The 15,745-nt window shown below is 65.0% G+C and carries 14 protein-coding genes; 6 read left to right on the plus strand and 8 right to left on the minus strand.

Annotated elements, in window-relative coordinates; translation table 11 throughout:
- Window positions 1-7: 7 nt before the first annotated feature.
- The 6 genes from HU230_RS30500 to HU230_RS30525 form a co-directional block, all read right to left on the minus strand.
- The gene (locus HU230_RS30500) at window positions 8-379 is read right to left on the minus strand and encodes a YciI family protein (RefSeq protein ID WP_176528645.1); all 372 of its coding nucleotides are present in this window, start codon (window positions 377-379) and stop codon (window positions 8-10) included.
- A 290-nt stretch (window positions 380-669) separates the two neighbouring features.
- Window positions 670-1,365: an AprI/Inh family metalloprotease inhibitor gene (locus tag HU230_RS30505; protein ID WP_176528644.1), complete on the minus strand. Its 696-nt coding sequence runs from the start codon at window positions 1,363-1,365 to the stop codon at window positions 670-672.
- On the minus strand, window positions 1,365-2,348 hold the full coding sequence (locus HU230_RS30510; protein WP_176528643.1) for a 2-hydroxyacid dehydrogenase: 984 nt from the start codon (window positions 2,346-2,348) through the stop codon (window positions 1,365-1,367). Before HU230_RS30510 ends, HU230_RS30505 begins: the two co-directional genes overlap by 1 nt.
- Entirely contained in the window at window positions 2,348-3,136 is a 789-nt protein-coding gene (locus HU230_RS30515) for an ABC transporter permease (protein WP_176528642.1), read from the minus strand. The genes HU230_RS30510 and HU230_RS30515 overlap by 1 nt, the downstream gene beginning before the upstream one ends.
- The gene (locus HU230_RS30520) at window positions 3,133-3,936 is read right to left on the minus strand and encodes an ABC transporter ATP-binding protein (protein ID WP_176528641.1); all 804 of its coding nucleotides are present in this window, start codon (window positions 3,934-3,936) and stop codon (window positions 3,133-3,135) included. Before HU230_RS30520 ends, HU230_RS30515 begins: the two co-directional genes overlap by 4 nt.
- A 16-nt stretch (window positions 3,937-3,952) precedes the next feature.
- Window positions 3,953-4,984 carry an ABC transporter substrate-binding protein gene (locus HU230_RS30525; RefSeq protein WP_176528640.1) on the minus strand — a complete coding sequence of 344 codons (1,032 nt, stop codon included), beginning with the start codon at window positions 4,982-4,984 and terminating at the stop codon, window positions 3,953-3,955.
- 145 nt (window positions 4,985-5,129) lie between these two features.
- Here HU230_RS30525 and HU230_RS30530 point away from each other — a divergent pair, with 145 nt between their 5' ends.
- Both HU230_RS30530 and HU230_RS30535 read left to right on the plus strand, forming a co-directional pair.
- Window positions 5,130-5,936, plus strand: coding sequence for a creatininase family protein (locus HU230_RS30530; protein WP_176528639.1), 807 nt, complete (start codon window positions 5,130-5,132; stop codon window positions 5,934-5,936).
- A 138-nt stretch (window positions 5,937-6,074) separates the two neighbouring features.
- On the plus strand, window positions 6,075-6,338 hold the full coding sequence (locus HU230_RS30535) for a hypothetical protein (RefSeq protein WP_176528638.1): 264 nt from the start codon (window positions 6,075-6,077) through the stop codon (window positions 6,336-6,338).
- A gap of 195 nt (window positions 6,339-6,533) precedes the next feature.
- Here the strand turns inward: HU230_RS30535 and HU230_RS30540 are convergent, their stop codons facing one another.
- The gene (locus tag HU230_RS30540; protein WP_176528637.1) at window positions 6,534-6,803 is read right to left on the minus strand and encodes a metal-sensing transcriptional repressor; all 270 of its coding nucleotides are present in this window, start codon (window positions 6,801-6,803) and stop codon (window positions 6,534-6,536) included.
- 337 nt (window positions 6,804-7,140) lie between these two features.
- On the opposite strand from HU230_RS30540, the gene HU230_RS30545 reads away from it, so the two are divergent.
- The 4 genes from HU230_RS30545 (at window position 7,141) to HU230_RS30560 (ending at window position 13,483) form a co-directional block, all read left to right on the plus strand.
- On the plus strand, window positions 7,141-7,431 hold the full coding sequence (locus HU230_RS30545) for a hypothetical protein (protein ID WP_176528636.1): 291 nt from the start codon (window positions 7,141-7,143) through the stop codon (window positions 7,429-7,431).
- 177 nt (window positions 7,432-7,608) lie between these two features.
- On the plus strand, window positions 7,609-9,252 hold the full coding sequence (locus HU230_RS30550; protein ID WP_176528635.1) for an NRAMP family divalent metal transporter: 1,644 nt from the start codon (window positions 7,609-7,611) through the stop codon (window positions 9,250-9,252).
- Window positions 9,253-9,795: 543 nt separating this feature from the next.
- Window positions 9,796-11,790, plus strand: coding sequence for a carbohydrate porin (locus HU230_RS30555; protein WP_176528634.1), 1,995 nt, complete (start codon window positions 9,796-9,798; stop codon window positions 11,788-11,790).
- Window positions 11,791-12,013: 223 nt separating this feature from the next.
- Complete coding sequence (locus tag HU230_RS30560; protein WP_176528633.1) at window positions 12,014-13,483, plus strand: FAD-dependent monooxygenase; 1,470 nt, start codon at window positions 12,014-12,016, stop codon at window positions 13,481-13,483.
- Between the two features lie 175 nt (window positions 13,484-13,658).
- Here the strand turns inward: HU230_RS30560 and HU230_RS30565 are convergent, their stop codons facing one another.
- Window positions 13,659-15,284, minus strand: coding sequence for an FMN-binding glutamate synthase family protein (locus HU230_RS30565; protein ID WP_176528632.1), 1,626 nt, complete (start codon window positions 15,282-15,284; stop codon window positions 13,659-13,661).
- Window positions 15,285-15,745: the final 461 nt, after the last annotated feature.

Raw genomic sequence — 15,745 nt, forward strand, 5'->3', positions numbered from 1 at the left:
CTACGGCTCACTCGGGACACTGTCCGGCAAAGCCTGCGAAGGCGCGGACCTCGCAGGTGCCTTGCCAGCCGGGCATGTGATCCTTGTGGAGCTGCATGAATTCGACCGCGAGCGCCACCGCCTCTTCCTTGCTGCCCAGCTCGAAGATCGCGTAACCGCCGATCACTTCCTTGGCCTCGACGAACGGACCATCGACGACGCTGAGATGGCCATCGACAATGCGGACCTGCGCGCCGGTCGCGAGCGGCATCAGCCCGCCGGTATCGACCATGCGGCCGGCCTTGATCTCGCGGTCGGCGAGCTTGTGCATGGCGTCCAGCAGCGCCGGGGTCGGCTGTGCGGGCGGCTGGGGCGAGGTGACGATCGACATAAAGCGCATGAACTGCTCCTGTTTGCGGCAAGCCACGGGATAATCGCGGTGAAATCGGCTCGCTATTGGAGACGACGATCCGGCAGCTGCCGGATCGACAAGGGGTGGGGAATTATTTTGAGGCGAAAAAGCACATCTGGGCTTGGGGATCCTTCACCTTCCCCCTGAAGGGGGGAAGGTCGGGATGGGGGTCAGCCGCAGACACAGCTGCAAGCGGAGAGAACGGATCCCCACCCGCCTTGCTTCACGAGCAAAGCGACCTCCCCTTTTCAAGCGGAGGTTCCGACCCGCGTTGCGTTCTATTGCTCCCGCAGCATGATCAGGGGATCGGCGCTGTCGGGGACGCGGCGCCACTGGGCGTTGTCGTCGGCCTCGAACTGCCAGGTCTCGCCCTTGGGCGACATCAGGATCATCTGGCCGTGGTCGAGCCGCCACAGCGTCGGGTTGAAGGCTACGACCGCGGGATCGCATTTGCCTTTCAGGAACAGCTGGAAATTGTCGTTGCCGGCGTCGGTGTTGGTCAGCACCAGCGCGCAGATCGCCTGGCCGTTGCCGCGGACCATCGACCAGTCGCCGATCATCTGGTCCATCGACTTGGCGAGCGCGCGGGCAGCTGCGAGGTTTTGCAGAATGTAGACGCCCTCGTTGGTGCGCATTCCCTCGAAGATGCCGGTCTCGACCTCGGTGAAATCGATCACGGCGTCGCCGGCCGCATTCTGCAGCCGCACGATGTCGCCGAGGCCCTTGATGCTCCAGCCGGTGATGTCCTTGGTGAAAGGCAACGCGGCGGCGCAGGCCGGCTCGAGCTCGAGCTTGAAACCTTGCGGCGTCGCATCGCTCTTCAGCGTCACGACGCAGGTCTTGCTGCGCTCGGTGGTGGCGAGCTCCCACTGCCCGATCATGTCCTTCTTCAACGTCGACGCGTCCTGCGCGGCGGCCTGACCGCACGCGGCCAGCAGCACAAGCAGCACGACGCTGAAGCGGGACAGCGACATCAGCGCCCCTTCACCGGCGTTTCCGCAACCGGCGTCAGCGGCGGCTTGCCGGCGAACCAGTTCTTGATGTTGTCGACCACGAGCTGGTCCATCGCATTGCGCGTCACCACCGAGGCCGAGCCGACATGCGGCAGCAGCACGACGTTCTGCATCGCCTTCAATTCGTCGGGCACGTTCGGCTCGGCCGCGAACACGTCGAGACCGGCGGCCAGGATGGTGCCGGATTTCAGCGCCGCGACCAGCGCCGGCTCGTCGACGACGGAGCCGCGCGCGACATTGATCAGCACGCCGCGCGGGCCGAGCGCCTTCAGGACGTCGGCGTTGATCATCTTCGCCGTCGAGGCGCCGCCCGGCACGATGACGATCAAGGTGTCGACCGCCTTCGCCATCTCGATCAGATCGGGATAGTGCTTGTAGGCGACGTCCTTGGACGGATTGCGCGAATGATAGGACACCGGCACGCGCGAGGCCTCGAGCCTGCGCCCGATCGCCTGGCCGATCCGGCCCATGCCGACGATGCCGATCTTGCGATCGCGCAACGAGCCGACGCTGAGCGGATAATTCTGGGTCTGCCACAGGCCGGAGCGCACATAGCGGTCGGCCTTGACGAATTCGCGCAGCGTCGCGATCAACAGGCCCATCGCGACGTCGGCGACCTCCTCGGTCAGCACGTCGGGCGTGTTGGTGACCACGATATTGTGATCCCGCGCATAACCGGAATCGACGTGGTCGTAACCGACGCCGAAGCTGCCGACGATCTCGAGCTTCGGAAACATCGCCATCGCGGTCTTGTCGGTCGCCATCGTGTGATAGGTGACGGCGATGCCGCGGATCTTGGCCATCGTGTCGGGCGTCAGGCGCTCAAGGTCGCCGCGGCTCTCGGCCCGGTGCAGCACGTATTGATCGGAAAAGCCGTTTTCGAGGATTGGCCGGATCGGTCCATAGATCAACAGATCGATCTTTTCGGAAGAAATCGGGGCCATCAATTGTCCTTTCCTAACGCGCTTTCATGCCAACGCCGCAACAGAAGGTGCGAAACTAACGCCAGCACCCCATAGATGACAATCCCGGCCAGCGATAGCAGCAGAAGTGCTGCGAACATGCGGGGAATATTCAGCCGGTAGCCCGATTCAGCGATCCGGAAGGCAAGGCCCGAGCCGGCGCCGGCGCTGCCCGCCGCGATCTCCGCCACCACCGCGCCGATCAGCGACAGCCCGCCGGCGATGCGCAGGCCGCCGAGAATATAGGGCAGCGCCGCAGGCAGCTTCAGCAACAGCAGCGTCTGCAGCCGTGATGCGCCATAAAGTTGAAACAATCCGGCGAGGTTGCGATCGACCGAGTTGAGGCCGAGCGTCGTGTTCGACAGCACCGGAAAGAACGCCACGATCCAGGCGCAGACGATCACCGCGGTCTGCTGCTGCAGATAGATCAGGAGCAGCGGCGCGATCGCGATCACGGGAGTGACCTGCAGCACCACCGCGTAAGGGAACAACGAATATTCCAGCCATTTCGACTGGTTGAACAGCAGCGCCAGCACGACGCCGCCGACCGCGGCGGCGGCGAAGCCTTCGAGCGTGGTCAGGAGCGTGACGCCGAGCGATTGCGACAGCACCGGCCAGTCCGCAACCAGCGTCTTCAGCACGAGGAGCGGGCTCGGCAGCACATAGGGCTGGATGCCATAGGCGCGGACGATCGCCTCCCAGAGCACAAGGCCCGCGGCAAACACCGCAAGCGGAAGCAGAAAGCGGACGAGGTCCTGCGGAGACTTCATGCGCCCGCCTGCCCTGCATAAGACGGCGCCAGCGCGCCTGAGACCTCGCGGCAGAACGCGGCATATTCGGCCGACGTGCGGAACTCCTCGCCGCGCGGCTCGGGCGAGGTGATGCGAAACTCGGCGCCGATCCGGCCCGGACGCGCCGTCATCACGATCACGCGCTGCGAGAGATAGACCGACTCGAACACCGAGTGCGTCACGAAGATGACGGTCTTGTGCAGGTTCCGCCACAGCGACAGCAGGTCGTTGTTAAGGCGAAAGCGCGTGATCTCGTCGAGTGCCGCGAACGGCTCATCCATCAGGAGAATGTCGGGATCGGTGACCAGCGCGCGCGCCAGCGACACCCGCATCTTCATGCCGCCGGACAATTCGCGCGGATAAGCGGCCGCGAATTCCGCGAGCCCGACCTGATCGAGCGCAGCATCGATGCGCGCTTCGGCGTCGGTCGTAGGCAGCCGGGCGAGCTTCAGCGGCAGGCGGACATTGTCGCGCACATTGGCCCACGGCATCAGCGTCGGCTCCTGAAACACGAAGCCGATCCTGTGGCTGCCGCGCGGCTCCACATCGGGATGGGCAAGCTCGACCACGCCGGCGCTTGGGGCGGCGAGGCCGGCAATGAGGCGCAGCGCGGTGGATTTTCCGCAACCGGAGGGGCCGAGCAGCGAGACGAACTCGCCGCGCCGAACATCGAGGTCGAGCGGCCCGAGCGCCATCACCCCGCTGTCATAGGTCTTGGTGACGCCGCGCAGGCGCACAGCCCATCCGGCATCAGGTCCAGACAACGCAGGCTCCGCCATCGCGCGTCCGCACCCGTCAGTTCTTCGGCCTGAGCTCGACGCCGACCGCCTTGTTGACGAAGCGCAGCGTGTAGCCCTGGCGATAGTCGATGGTGCTCTTGACCACGCCGGCGCGCACCATCTTGTCGAAGAAGCTCGCCATCCGCTCGTCGGTCATCGCGCCGATGCCGTTCTTGATGGAATCGCCGGAATCGACGATGCCGTGCTCGCGCATCTTGGCGACGCAATAGGCCAGCAGCTCGTCGTTCATCTCGGGATTGAGCTTCTTGATCATTGCATTGCCGGCCGAGTTGTCGCCGTAGACGTAAGTGTACCAGCCGACAACGGAAGCATCGACGAAGCGCTGCACCAGGTCCGGCTTCTTGTCGACCAGGTCACGGCGGGTCTCGATCAAGGTCGAATAGGAGTTGAAGCCATAATCGGCGAGCAGCAGCACGTTCGGCTTGAAGCCGGCGGCTTTCTCCACTGCAAAGGGCTCCGAGGTGACATAGCCCTGCATCGCGGTCTGCTTGTTCACGATGAAGGGCTGCGGGTTGAAGGTGTAGGGCTTCACCTTGTTCTCGTCGAATCCGTATTCGGATTTCAGCCACTGGAAGTAGCTGGTGATGCCTTCCTTCGAGATCAAAAGCGTCAGCGGCTTCAGATCCTCGATCTTGCTGACCTTGACTTCAGGATGGGTCAGGAAGACCTGCGGGTCCTTCTGGAACATCGCCGCGACGGCGACCAGCGGCACGTTGTTGGTGACGGCGTCGAAGGTCTGCAACGAGTTCGCGCTCATGAAGAAGTCGAGCTTGCCCGCGATCAAGAGCATGCGGTTGTTCTCGTTGGGACCGCCGGGCACGATTGACACGTCGAGGCCGTATTTTTTGTAGGTGCCGTCGGCGAGCGCCTGGAAGAACCCGCCATGCTCGCCCTCGGCGACCCAGTTGGTGCCGAACGAGACCTTGTCCAGCGTCTGCGCCCGCGCCGGGAGGAAGCCTGCGGAAACGCCGAGGGTGGCGGCCAGAAGGGCCGTGGTTAACGCTCGCGGCAAAAAGGCCGGGATCATGGTTGGACTCCGTCGATCATTATGGCCCATGATGGAAGGCGGGAAGACGTGGACCGCGCCCGGAGACGCGAACGCCTCGCTGATGTTAAACAAACTAGCCTGCAAATCCATCCCATGAAACGCTTGTATTGAAACGACTTGCTCGATGACTTCTCAGCTTCCGCCCCGTGACTGGACCGCTATCCACTGGCCCGACCTCGCCGAGGGTGCGGCCGCGCGCTGGATCGCGGTGCTGCCGCTGGCCGCGACCGAGCAGCACGGGCCGCATCTGCCGCTCGGAACCGACGTCATGATCGGCGAGGCGTATCTGGCGCGGGTTCAGGAGCTGCTGCCGGCGGCCATCCCGGCGACGTTCCTGCCCCTGCAACCGGTCGGCATCTCCACCGAGCACATCGATTTTCCGGGCACGCTGACCCTGCCGACCAAGGTCGCGCTGAACAGCTGGATGGCGCTCGGCGAGAGCGTGGCGCGCGCCGGCGTCGAGAAGCTCGTGATGGTGACGAGCCATGGCGGCAATTCCGCCACGATGCAGCTCGTGGCGCAGGACCTGCGCGCGCAACACAAGATGCTGGTGGTGACCACGAGCTGGTCGCGCTTCGGCACGCCCGACGGGCTGTTCGATGCCGACGAATTGCGCCACGGCATCCATGGCGGTGCGGTCGAGACCTCGATCATGCTGGCGAAGTATCCGCAACATGTGCGCAAGGATGCGATCGCGGATTTCAAGCCCACGAGCGTGCAGATCGAGAAGGATCACCGCTTTCTGTCGACCCAGCGGCCGGCGCCGTTCGCCTGGCAGGCGCAGGACCTCAATCCGAGCGGCGCGATCGGCGATGCGAACAAGGCCTCGGCCGAGAAGGGCGAGAAGCTGCTCGAGCACGGCGCGCGCGCGTTCTGCGAGCTGCTGGCCGACGTCGACAGGTTCGATCCGGGCGTATTTCGGGGCAACTGACCCGGGTCCTGGCGGAGGCAACGAAACAATCCACGAAACCATATTTCCGGCTCGGCCTTCGAACCGGAACCGAAAAGCCTCCGTCCAACGGGCATGCGGACCATACCGGCGCCGCGCTCAAACAGGATGGAGTATCCCATGTCGATCAAGACCAAGTTTGCCGCCCTCGCCCTCACCGCGCTCGCCGTGACCGGCACCATCGCGTCCACGACGTCGCAGGCCGAAGCCAAGCCGTATGGCTGGGGCTGGGGCGTTGGCGCGGGCCTCGTCGGCGCCGCCATCGTCGGCAGCGCGATCGCGGCCAGTGACGGCTATTACGACGGCGGCTATCGGCGCTGCGCCTGGGTGCGCCAGTTCGACGCCTACGGCAACTACATCGGCCGCGTGCGCTCCTGCTACTGATCGACGGGATTTTCGTAGTGTTTTCGAGCGAAGTGGGCACCGGTTCGCGTGAAGAAAACACGTCAAACAAGAATCTAGAGCCGAATAGGCTCTAGGGCTGCGGATCCTGCGTTCGGCACGGGTCCTCATCCACCCCGTGTCGCACACGACCCGTCCGGCGATCCCCCCGGGCGGGTCAATTCTTGAACGCAGCGATCACAGATATTTTGCGATCAGCCGGAAGTCGCGCAGCATGTTGCGGCCCTTCGGGCCCGATGCCTTCAGCGTCTCCTCCAGGCTGTGGCCGATGTGATCGTGGATCAGCGCCTTCTTGGCGCTCTCGATCGCACTCTCCACCGCCTGCAATTGCTGGGCGATCTGCGCGCAGGGCCGGCCCCGCTCGATCATCTCGACAATGGTCTCGAGATGGCCGTTGGCACGCTTCAGGCGCCGGGCGATCGCAGCGTGCGGATGGTCGTCTGACATTCGGTTCTCCTATCCTCCCTGGAGGATAATCATGATCCTCCCCGGAGGATAGCAGAATCGCCTTGACAGGCCATTGTGGCAGGCGTAGTGCCCGATCGTCGGAACGTTCGTTCCGCACCGGGGTCTGCCCCCGGACATCAACCCGACCACGAGCCAACACAGAAGGCACATGGGCAGTAGCAACTCAGGCGACAGTAGACCGCTGACGGGACTATTGACGCCGCAACACAGCAAGACTGATCGCGCAGATTTCGCCTGCGTGGATGGGTGGTCACGCCTCACGTAACCGCCTGCTCCTCACCGGCCTGCCGCGCGACAGCGGAAGTGGAGGTGAGCGATGTTCGAAAAGCTCGCAAAATTCCGGCCGTTTCAACCCCAGCGCGTCGCGCCGTGGACGATTCCGGCCACCTATTCCAATGACAACCTGCCGGGTTTTCGCCGCCCGGCGGATCGCCGGCGTCCAACCCCGGCCTGTCATTGGGTCCTGATCGACGGCCACCTGGAATGCCGGTGGACCATCGACGACACCGGCGGCGACTTTGATCAGCAGCGACGCGCGGGCCGGCATTTTGGCCCGCGTGAAACAAGCGCGCGTCGCGCCGCGGCGAAGCCGCGGCGGTGCGCTTAGGAGGCCGACATGGACGAAGGACCTAGTTGCCCCGTTGCGCGGCTGTCAGGCGCTGCAACGGGATTCCTGAACTGCACCACATCTGGAAATGCCGCTGCTCACGGCAGCGGAGACGTGCGCGCCTGACGACGCCTGCGTCCCTCCCGCCGTGCCCGAACGGCGGCGAGGAGACGCGAAATGACCGAAAGCAAGACCGCCCAGACCGCCATTCTCGATAGCGCGCATGCCGGCGACATCCACGGCGCGCTCGGCAGCATCGCGCGCGACGACACTGCGCCGCGCGCGACACTGCTGGCCCGGCTGAAAACATTGCTGGCGATCGTCGGCCCCGGCCTGATCGTGATGGTCGGCGACAACGACGCCGGCGCGTTCGGCACCTACACCCAGGCCGGACAAAACTACGGCACCACGCTGCTGTGGACGCTGCTGCTTTTGATCCCCGTGCTCTACGTCAACCAGGAAATGGTGGTGCGGCTTGGCGCCGTCACCGGCGTCGGCCATGCGCGGCTGATCTTCGAGCGCTTCGGCAGGTTCTGGGGCGCCTTCAGCGTCATCGACCTCCTAGTGCTGAACGCGCTGACCATCGTCACCGAGTTCATCGGCATCACATTCGCGCTTCATTTTCTCGGCGTCTCGCAGTTCTGGGGCGTGCTGGCCTCGGCTGTTATCGTGATGCTGGCGGTCTCGACCGGGGACTTCCGCCGTTTCGAACGCTTCGGCATCGTGCTGGTCGCGGGCAGCCTGCTGCTGGTGCCCGTGATCCTGATGGTGCATCCGCCGGTCGGGCAGATCGCGGCTGATTTCTTCGTGCCGAAGATGCCCAAGGACGCCAAGCTCAGCGAGGTGATGCTTTTGATCGTCGCCATCGTCGGCACCACGGTGGCGCCGTGGCAATTGTTCTTCCAGCAGAGCTACATCGTCGACAAGCGGATCACGCCGCGCTTTATCCGCTATGAGCGGATGGATCTGTGCATCGGCATCGTGCTGGTCGTGGTCGGCGCCGTCGCGATGATCTCGTTCTGCGCCGAGGTGTTCACCGGAAAGCCCGAATTCGGCAATTACACCGACGCGCTGGGGACCGCGGTCGGGTTGGAGAAATATGCCGGGCGGCTGCCGGCGGTGCTGTTTGCCCTCGCACTGCTGGATGCCTGCATCATCGGCGCGGCCGCGGTCTCCCTGTCGACGGCCTATGCGATCGGTGACGTGTTCGCGGTCAAGCACTCGCTGCACCGCAAGCCGTGGGATGCGAAGGGCTTCTACGGCGTCTATTGCGGACTGATCGTGCTCGCCGCCGTGCTGGTGCTGACGCCGGGCACGCCGCTCGGACTGCTCACCAACGCGGTGCAGACGCTGGCCGGCGTGCTACTGCCGAGCGCGACCGTGTTCCTGCTCTTGCTGTGCAACGACCGCCACATCCTCGGGCCCTGGATCAACTCGACCCGGCTGAACCTGTTCACGGGCGCGGTGGTGGCGGGCCTCGTGATGCTGTCGGTGATCCTGACTGCCGCGGTGCTGTTCCCGGATCTCAGCGAGGCATGGATCATCGGCATCCTGGTCGGCGGCAGCCTGCTCGCGCTCGCAGTCACCGCGGCGGTCAAACTGTACGAGATGTTGTCGCACGGTCGCGCATCCTCCCGCTTCAAGCACAAGCCGCCGCTGTTCGACCGCGACACCTGGCGGATGCCGCCGCTCGACCGGCTGCCGCCGGCGCGGCTCAGCCCGTTGAGCCGGATCTGGATGCTGGTGCTACGCGGCTACCTCGTCGTCGCTGCCGGCCTCGTGCTGCTGCGCATCGTCCAGCTCGCCACGGTGGGGGCGTGACCGCGCCTGGCCGCGGCCGGCGATGGGGCGCGATCGTGTTGTTCAGGCTGGCAAGCGCCATCCTGCGCGGCGCAACCGCGCTTTATCAGCGACGTAAGATTTCAGGCGCCGAGCTGCGGACGGCGCTGTCCATGGCGCGATGTGTCGAACGGGCCGGCGCAAGGGTCGTACTCGGCAGGCCATCGCAGCCGGCATTCATCAAGACAAGGGACGAAGACAATGGTGGCCTCGATTGAACGGTCGGATTTCGACCGATTTGCCACAGCTGCGCGGTCGATCGCAGCGGATGAGGCCCACAGCCTCGGGGTGTTACGCGACTGTCATAGTGGCGTGCAAATCGGAGAGGTATCGGGCGCACCTCAGTTGCTATTGCGAATTACTTGCAACAAGCCACAGGGGATGCTAGGTGCTGATCTGGCTTTGGATGGGACGACACGGATCGGACCGGGGACGGCGGGCGATGAATTCAAATCTCGGGTGGCAAGTGGCCGCCAAATCTGCAATGCCGGGCGAAACTGCCAACCGTTCGCGGAAAGCCGCGTCATGACCTGCGTCCGTCTCTTCCGGGTTCGGATCGCCGCCGGCGCAGCGCTCGGCGCGGCGGCATTCGGCACGCCGGCAGCCGCGGCCGATCTGCCCCTTAAGTCTCCTGCCGCCAAGGTGGTCTACAGCTGGACCGGCTTTTACGTCGGCGGCCATGTCGGCTATGGCGACGGCACGCTGGGTCCGGGCACCAATCCGATCCTGGAACAGGGCGTGTTCTTTCCGCCCACGATCACCGGCGGGATCGGCGGCTTCCAGGCCGGATACAACAAGGAATTCGCCAACCGCTTCGTGCTCGGCATCGAGGCGGATGCGACCTTCACCGGCCCGATCGACCTGCCGCGGCGCGTGCTGGGGCCCTTCAATTCGTCGATCGACTATGTCGGCACGCTGCGCGGCCGCGCCGGTTACAGCTTCGGCCCCTGGATGCCCTATGTGACCGGCGGCTTCGCCTGGGGACACACCGAGGTCAGGGTCAATGATGCCGGCGGCACGGTGATCTCGCAGCCCGGCCAGTACCAGACCGGCTGGACGGTCGGCGCCGGTGCCGAATTCGCGGTAAGCGGCAATTGGACGGCCAAGGTCGAATACGACTACATCGACCTGTCGCGCCGCACGCTCGGTCTCAACGATTTCGGCATGCCCAGCGTCAGTATCGACCCGCGCATTCACCTGCTGAAATTCGGCCTGAACTACCAGCTCGGCGACTCGCCCTGGTCGGCGACGCCGACACGGACCACGCTGCCGGACTCAAGCGACTGGAGCGTGCACGGACAGACGACGCTGCTCGCGCAAGGCTATCCGTCGTTCCGTGCGCCCTATACCGGCACCAACAGCCTTCCGGGTGCGGGACAAGTGCAAGAGACCTGGACCACGACGGCGTTTCTCGGCGTGCGGCTCTGGGAAGGCGGCGAGTTCTACTTCAATCCGGAGACGGCGCAGGGCTTTGGCCTCAACGGCACGCTCGGCCTAGCCGGCTTCTCGAACGGCGAGGCGCAGAAGGCCGGCGCGGCGTTCCCGAAGATCCGGCCGCAGCGCTACTACTTCAAGCAGACCTTCGGCTTCGGCGGCGAACAGGAAGACGTCCCCGACGGCCCCAACCAGATCGCAGGCAAGCGCGATATCGACCGCCTCACGATCATCGTCGGCCGCTTTGCGGTGGGCGATTTCTTCGACGGCAATTCCTACGCCAAGGATCCGCGCGCCGACTTCATGAACTGGGCGATGTGGGCCTCCGCGGCCTACGATTTCCCGGCCGATCTGCCAGGGTACACCCGCGGCGCCGTGGTCGAGCTCAACCGCAAGGACTGGGCGGTGCGCGCCGGCGTGTTCCAGGTGCCCAATGCACCGAACAGCGACGTGCTGGTCTCCAACGCCAACAATGGCGGCGCGGTGGTGGAATTCGAAGGCCGCTACTCGATCTTCGATCAACCCGGCAAGCTGCGTGTCGGCGTGTTCGGCAATCGCGGCAACACCGGCAATTACGCCCAAGCGCTCGCGATCGAGGACGCCAACCCCGAGCTCGACATCAACGACGTGATGGCCGGTATCCGCAAGGACAACACCAAGTACGGCTTCTACCTGAACGGCGAGCAGCAGATCGCAACCGATGTCGGCCTGTTCGGCCGCCTGAGCTGGAACGACGGCCGGAACGAGATCCTGTCGTTCACCGATGTCGACCGCAGCGTCTCCGGCGGCGTGTCGATCAAGGGCAGCTATTGGGGCCGGGCGAACGACACGATCGGCATCGGCGGCGCGGTCAACGGACTGTCGTCAGCGCATCGCGACTACCTCGCCGCCGGCGGCCTCGGCCTTTTGATCGGCGACGGCGCGCTCAACTACAGTCCGGAGCGGATCTTCGAGACCTACTATGCCTACCAGGTGAACAAGAGCCTGACGCTGACCGCGGACTATCAGTTCATCACCAACCCCGCCTACAACGCCGATCGCGGCCCGGTGCACATCTTCTCCGGCCGCATCCACGGCGAGTTTTGATCCCGAAGTCATTGCGAGCGAAGCGAAGCAATCCATAGTTCCGCACGCGCGGAAGCATGGATTGCTTCGTCGCTTCGCTCCTCGCAATGACGGATTGACCGAGGTTGGGGCACGGCCACGCCAACGCCCTCTCCCCACTCAGATATATGTAGACCCCCCGGGCTTGCCGCAAGCCCGGGGTCATCCCGTAGAACGCGCGCCCAATCGAACGGAGGAGTGCGCGATGCGGGAACATGCTGTGGTGATTGCCGGCGGAGGGCCGACCGGGCTGATGCTGGCGTGCGAGCTGGCGCTGGCCGGCGTTGACGTTGCGATTGTCGAGCGGCGCGAGAATCCGGACCTGATCGGCGCGCGGGCAGGCGGTCTGCACGCACGCACCATCGAGGTGCTCGATCAGCGCGGCATCGGCGACCGCTTCGTCGCGCTGGGGACGCGGCATCCAGCGGTGCTGTTCCACTCCCATCTGGTTCCGCTGGGGATCAGCGACTTCCCGACCCGGCGCAATTTCACGCTGGGGCTGCGGCAGAACCATATCGAGCGCGTGCTTGGCGAATGGGCCGAGCAACTGGCGGTGCCGATCGAGCGCGGACGCGACGTGACCGGCTTCACGCAGGACGAGGATGGCGTCGATGTCGCGCTGTCGGATGGCCAGGTGCTCCGGGCACGCTATCTGGTCGGCTGCGACGGCGGCCGCAGCATCGTCCGCAAGACGGCCGGCATCGAATTCGCCGGATGGGATCCGACCAGGAGCTGGCTGATCGCCGAGGCCGAGATGTCAGACGAACCGGAATGGGGCTTTCGCCAGGACGACACCGGCATCTATGCCATCGGCAAGGTGGAAGACGGTGAACGGGTGCGGCTCGTGCTGACGGAAGGGCAACTCGGCACCGACAGGGAGCCGACCCTGCGCGACGTCAGCGGGAGGCTGGCCGCGGTCTACGGCACCGATTTCGGCATCCACAGTCCGGTCTGGATATCACGCTTCACCGACATGACGCGGCAGGCGGTGACCTACCGCAAGCAGCGCGTGCTGCTGGCCGGCGATGCCGCCCATGTGCATCCGCCGATGGGCGGACAGGGCCTCAATATCGGCGTGCAGGACGCAGCGAATCTGGGCTGGAAGCTCGCCCAGGTGGTCAAGCAGACATCGCCGGACGGCCTGCTCGACACCTATCAGGCCGAGCGGCATCCCGTGGCGGCCCGCGTGCTGCGCAACACCATGGCGCATGTCGCGCTCAGCCGGACCGACGCGCGCAGCAAGGCGGTGCACGAGATCGTCTCCGAACTGCTGCGCATGGACGAGCCGCGCCGAAAATTCGCCGCGATGATGTCGGGCCTCGACCTGCACTACGATCTCGGCGACGGCCATCCGCTGCTCGGACGGCGCATGCCCGATCTCGATCTGGTGACGGCCAACGGCCCGCTGCGGGTCTTCGCGCTGCTGCACGGCGCACGGCCGGTGCTGCTCAATTTTGGTGAACCCTACAGCTTCGACGTCGCGGGATGGGGAGACCGGGTTCAGCTGGTCGACGCCGATTACGCCGGCGCGTGGGAGATTCCCGCGCTCGGAACGGTGCCGGCGCCCGGCGCGGTGCTGGTCCGGCCCGACGGATATGTGGCGTGGGTCGGAGACCGGAGTCAGTTGGGCCTTGCCGAGGCGCTGACCAAATGGTTCGGCGCGCCAGCTGCGTGACAAGATAGGGCCCCGGCGTTGGCAGCATCGGGACTGCGTCCCCTCTCCCGCTTGCGGAGAAGGGTTAGGGTGGGGGCTCTCTCCGCGTGTCACATCGTGGAGAGAGCCCCCACCCGCCGCGCTATGCGCGGCGACCTCCCCCGCAAGCGGGAGAGGTGAACCAAAACCGCGCCCCCTACCCCGCCGGCTGGAACGAATCCGCGCGCGCCATTGCCCAGGCGTCGCGGAAGCGGGGATCCTGGGTGCCTTCGAGCAGTTCGCCCGGGCGCAGCGTCGGATAGAGCTGTGCGAAGGTGCGGACGTCGGTGGTCGAGCTCCGCTGCGAGAAGTGGATCGGGCGCAGATCCTTGGTGTGCTCGAGGCCGGCGGCGGCGAGCAGCTCGGTCAGCGCGTGCAGGGTCGAATGGTGGTAGTTGTACACGCGCTCGATCTTGCCCGGCACGTAGAGCGCGCGGTTGCGGATCGGGTCCTGCGAGGTGACGCCGGTCGGGCAGCGATCGGTGTGGCAGCTCAGGGATTGGATGCAGCCGAGCGCGAACATGAAGCCGCGCGCCGAATTGCACCAGTCGGCCCCGATCGCCATCGCGCGCGCCATGTCGAAAGCAGTCGCGATCTTGCCGGCAGCGCCGATCTTGATGCGATCGCGCGCCCCGATGCCGATCAGCGCGTTGTGGACGAAATTGACGCCCTCGCGCATCGGCATGCCGAGATGATCCATGAACTCGAGCGGCGCGGCGCCGGTGCCGCCCTCATTGCCGTCGACCACGATGAAGTCGGGATAGAGCCCGCTCTCCTTCATCGCCTTGCAGATCGCCAGGAACTCCCAGCGATGGCCGATGCACATCTTGAAACCGGCCGGCTTGCCGCCGGACAGTTTGCGCATCTGGGCCACGAATTCCATCATCTGCAGCGGCGTCGAGAACGCCTTGTGATAGGCTGGCGAGATACAGTCCTCGCCCATCGGCACGCCCCGGATCTTGGAAATCTCCTCGGAGACCTTCGCAGCCGGCAGCACGCCGCCATGGCCGGGCTTGGCGCCCTGGCTGATCTTGAGCTCGACCATCTTGATCTGGTCGTCGCCCGCGACGCTTGCGAACAGCTCCGGATTGAAGGTGCCGTCGCGGTTGCGGCAGCCGAAATAGCCGGAGCCGATCTCCCAGATGATGTCGCCGCCCATCTCGCGGTGATAGGGGCTGACGCCGCCCTCGCCGGTGTCATGGGCGAAGCCGCCCTTCTTGGCGCCGGCATTCAGCGCCCGCACCGCGTTCGGGCTGAGCGCGCCGAAGCTCATCGCCGAGATGTTGAAGACCGAGGCCGAATACGGCTTGGTGCAGTCGGGGCCGCCGATGGTGATGCGGAATTTCTCGTCGGCACGCGGCTTCGGCGCCACCGAGTGGTGCATCCACTCATAGCCCTCGCGGTAGACATCCTCCTGGGTGCCGAACGGCCGCTTGTCGAGCACCGCCTTGGCGCGCTGATAGACCACCGCGCGGGTATCGCGGGAGAACGGCATGCCGTCCTTCTCGCTCTCGAAGAAATACTGCCGCATCTCCGGGCGGATTTCCTCGAGCAGGAAGCGGACATGCGCCGAGATCGGGTAGTTGCGGAGCACCGCATGGTTCTTCTGCGTCAGGTCGCGGATGCCGAGCAATGTCAGCGCGCCGAAGATCGCCAGCGGGACCACAACGATCTTGAAGACCTTGTGGTCGAAAATCCCGACCAGCAACAGGAGTGCAGTGACGACGGCGCAGATCGTCAGCACGATGAAGCGCGGCGAGAACGGAAGCAGCATCGTATCCATCAAATCCCTCCGGTCTGCCTTGAATACCCCGTCGGCCGTAAGCTAGTCCAAGTCGCGGAACAAGTGCACTACGGTTATACGGCCGAGCAGTCACAGATGTGACAACCGCCCGGATGGGCGGGTACGGCACCAGTCAAATTGAAACGAAATCGCCTTTTGCAGTGCAACGCAGTGGAGCTCCACAAAGACTGCGCCCCCTCTCCCGCTTGCGGGCAGGGCGCACCGCTAAAATATCGAAAACAACCCCATGCAAAGTAGCCGGCGGACACGGCAACTTGACTCGTCGGGCAAATCAGCGACATTCTTCCATTATCCAGAAATCGTACAGTCGCCCCTCGCCCTGGCGGCTATCGCGCTGCGCTTGCGGGGGCGATTCGCATCACATCCGGGAAAACCCTGGTGCGTTACTTCCCTGTGGCCATCCTTCGAGACGCCCGCCGTTGGCGGGCTCCTCAGGATGA

This window comes from Bradyrhizobium quebecense, assembly GCF_013373795.3.
In the GTDB taxonomy this organism is placed as follows: domain Bacteria; phylum Pseudomonadota; class Alphaproteobacteria; order Rhizobiales; family Xanthobacteraceae; genus Bradyrhizobium; species Bradyrhizobium quebecense.

Excerpts from the sequence above, each read along its gene's own strand:
- HU230_RS30500 (WP_176528645.1), bottom strand. The coding sequence starts at position 379 with ATGCGCTTTATGTCGATCGTCACCTCGCCCCAGCCGCCCGCACAGCCG.
- HU230_RS30505 (WP_176528644.1), bottom strand. The coding sequence starts at position 1,365 with ATGTCGCTGTCCCGCTTCAGCGTCGTGCTGCTTGTGCTGCTGGCCGCG.
- HU230_RS30510 (WP_176528643.1), bottom strand. The coding sequence starts at position 2,348 with ATGGCCCCGATTTCTTCCGAAAAGATCGATCTGTTGATCTATGGACCG.
- HU230_RS30515 (WP_176528642.1), bottom strand. The coding sequence starts at position 3,136 with ATGAAGTCTCCGCAGGACCTCGTCCGCTTTCTGCTTCCGCTTGCGGTG.
- HU230_RS30520 (WP_176528641.1), bottom strand. The coding sequence starts at position 3,936 with ATGGCGGAGCCTGCGTTGTCTGGACCTGATGCCGGATGGGCTGTGCGC.
- HU230_RS30525 (WP_176528640.1), bottom strand. The coding sequence starts at position 4,984 with ATGATCCCGGCCTTTTTGCCGCGAGCGTTAACCACGGCCCTTCTGGCC.
- HU230_RS30530 (WP_176528639.1), top strand. The coding sequence starts at position 5,130 with ATGACTTCTCAGCTTCCGCCCCGTGACTGGACCGCTATCCACTGGCCC.
- HU230_RS30535 (WP_176528638.1), top strand. The coding sequence starts at position 6,075 with ATGTCGATCAAGACCAAGTTTGCCGCCCTCGCCCTCACCGCGCTCGCC.
- HU230_RS30540 (WP_176528637.1), bottom strand. The coding sequence starts at position 6,803 with ATGTCAGACGACCATCCGCACGCTGCGATCGCCCGGCGCCTGAAGCGT.
- HU230_RS30545 (WP_176528636.1), top strand. The coding sequence starts at position 7,141 with ATGTTCGAAAAGCTCGCAAAATTCCGGCCGTTTCAACCCCAGCGCGTC.
- HU230_RS30550 (WP_176528635.1), top strand. The coding sequence starts at position 7,609 with ATGACCGAAAGCAAGACCGCCCAGACCGCCATTCTCGATAGCGCGCAT.
- HU230_RS30555 (WP_176528634.1), top strand. The coding sequence starts at position 9,796 with ATGACCTGCGTCCGTCTCTTCCGGGTTCGGATCGCCGCCGGCGCAGCG.
- HU230_RS30560 (WP_176528633.1), top strand. The coding sequence starts at position 12,014 with ATGCGGGAACATGCTGTGGTGATTGCCGGCGGAGGGCCGACCGGGCTG.
- HU230_RS30565 (WP_176528632.1), bottom strand. The coding sequence starts at position 15,284 with ATGGATACGATGCTGCTTCCGTTCTCGCCGCGCTTCATCGTGCTGACG.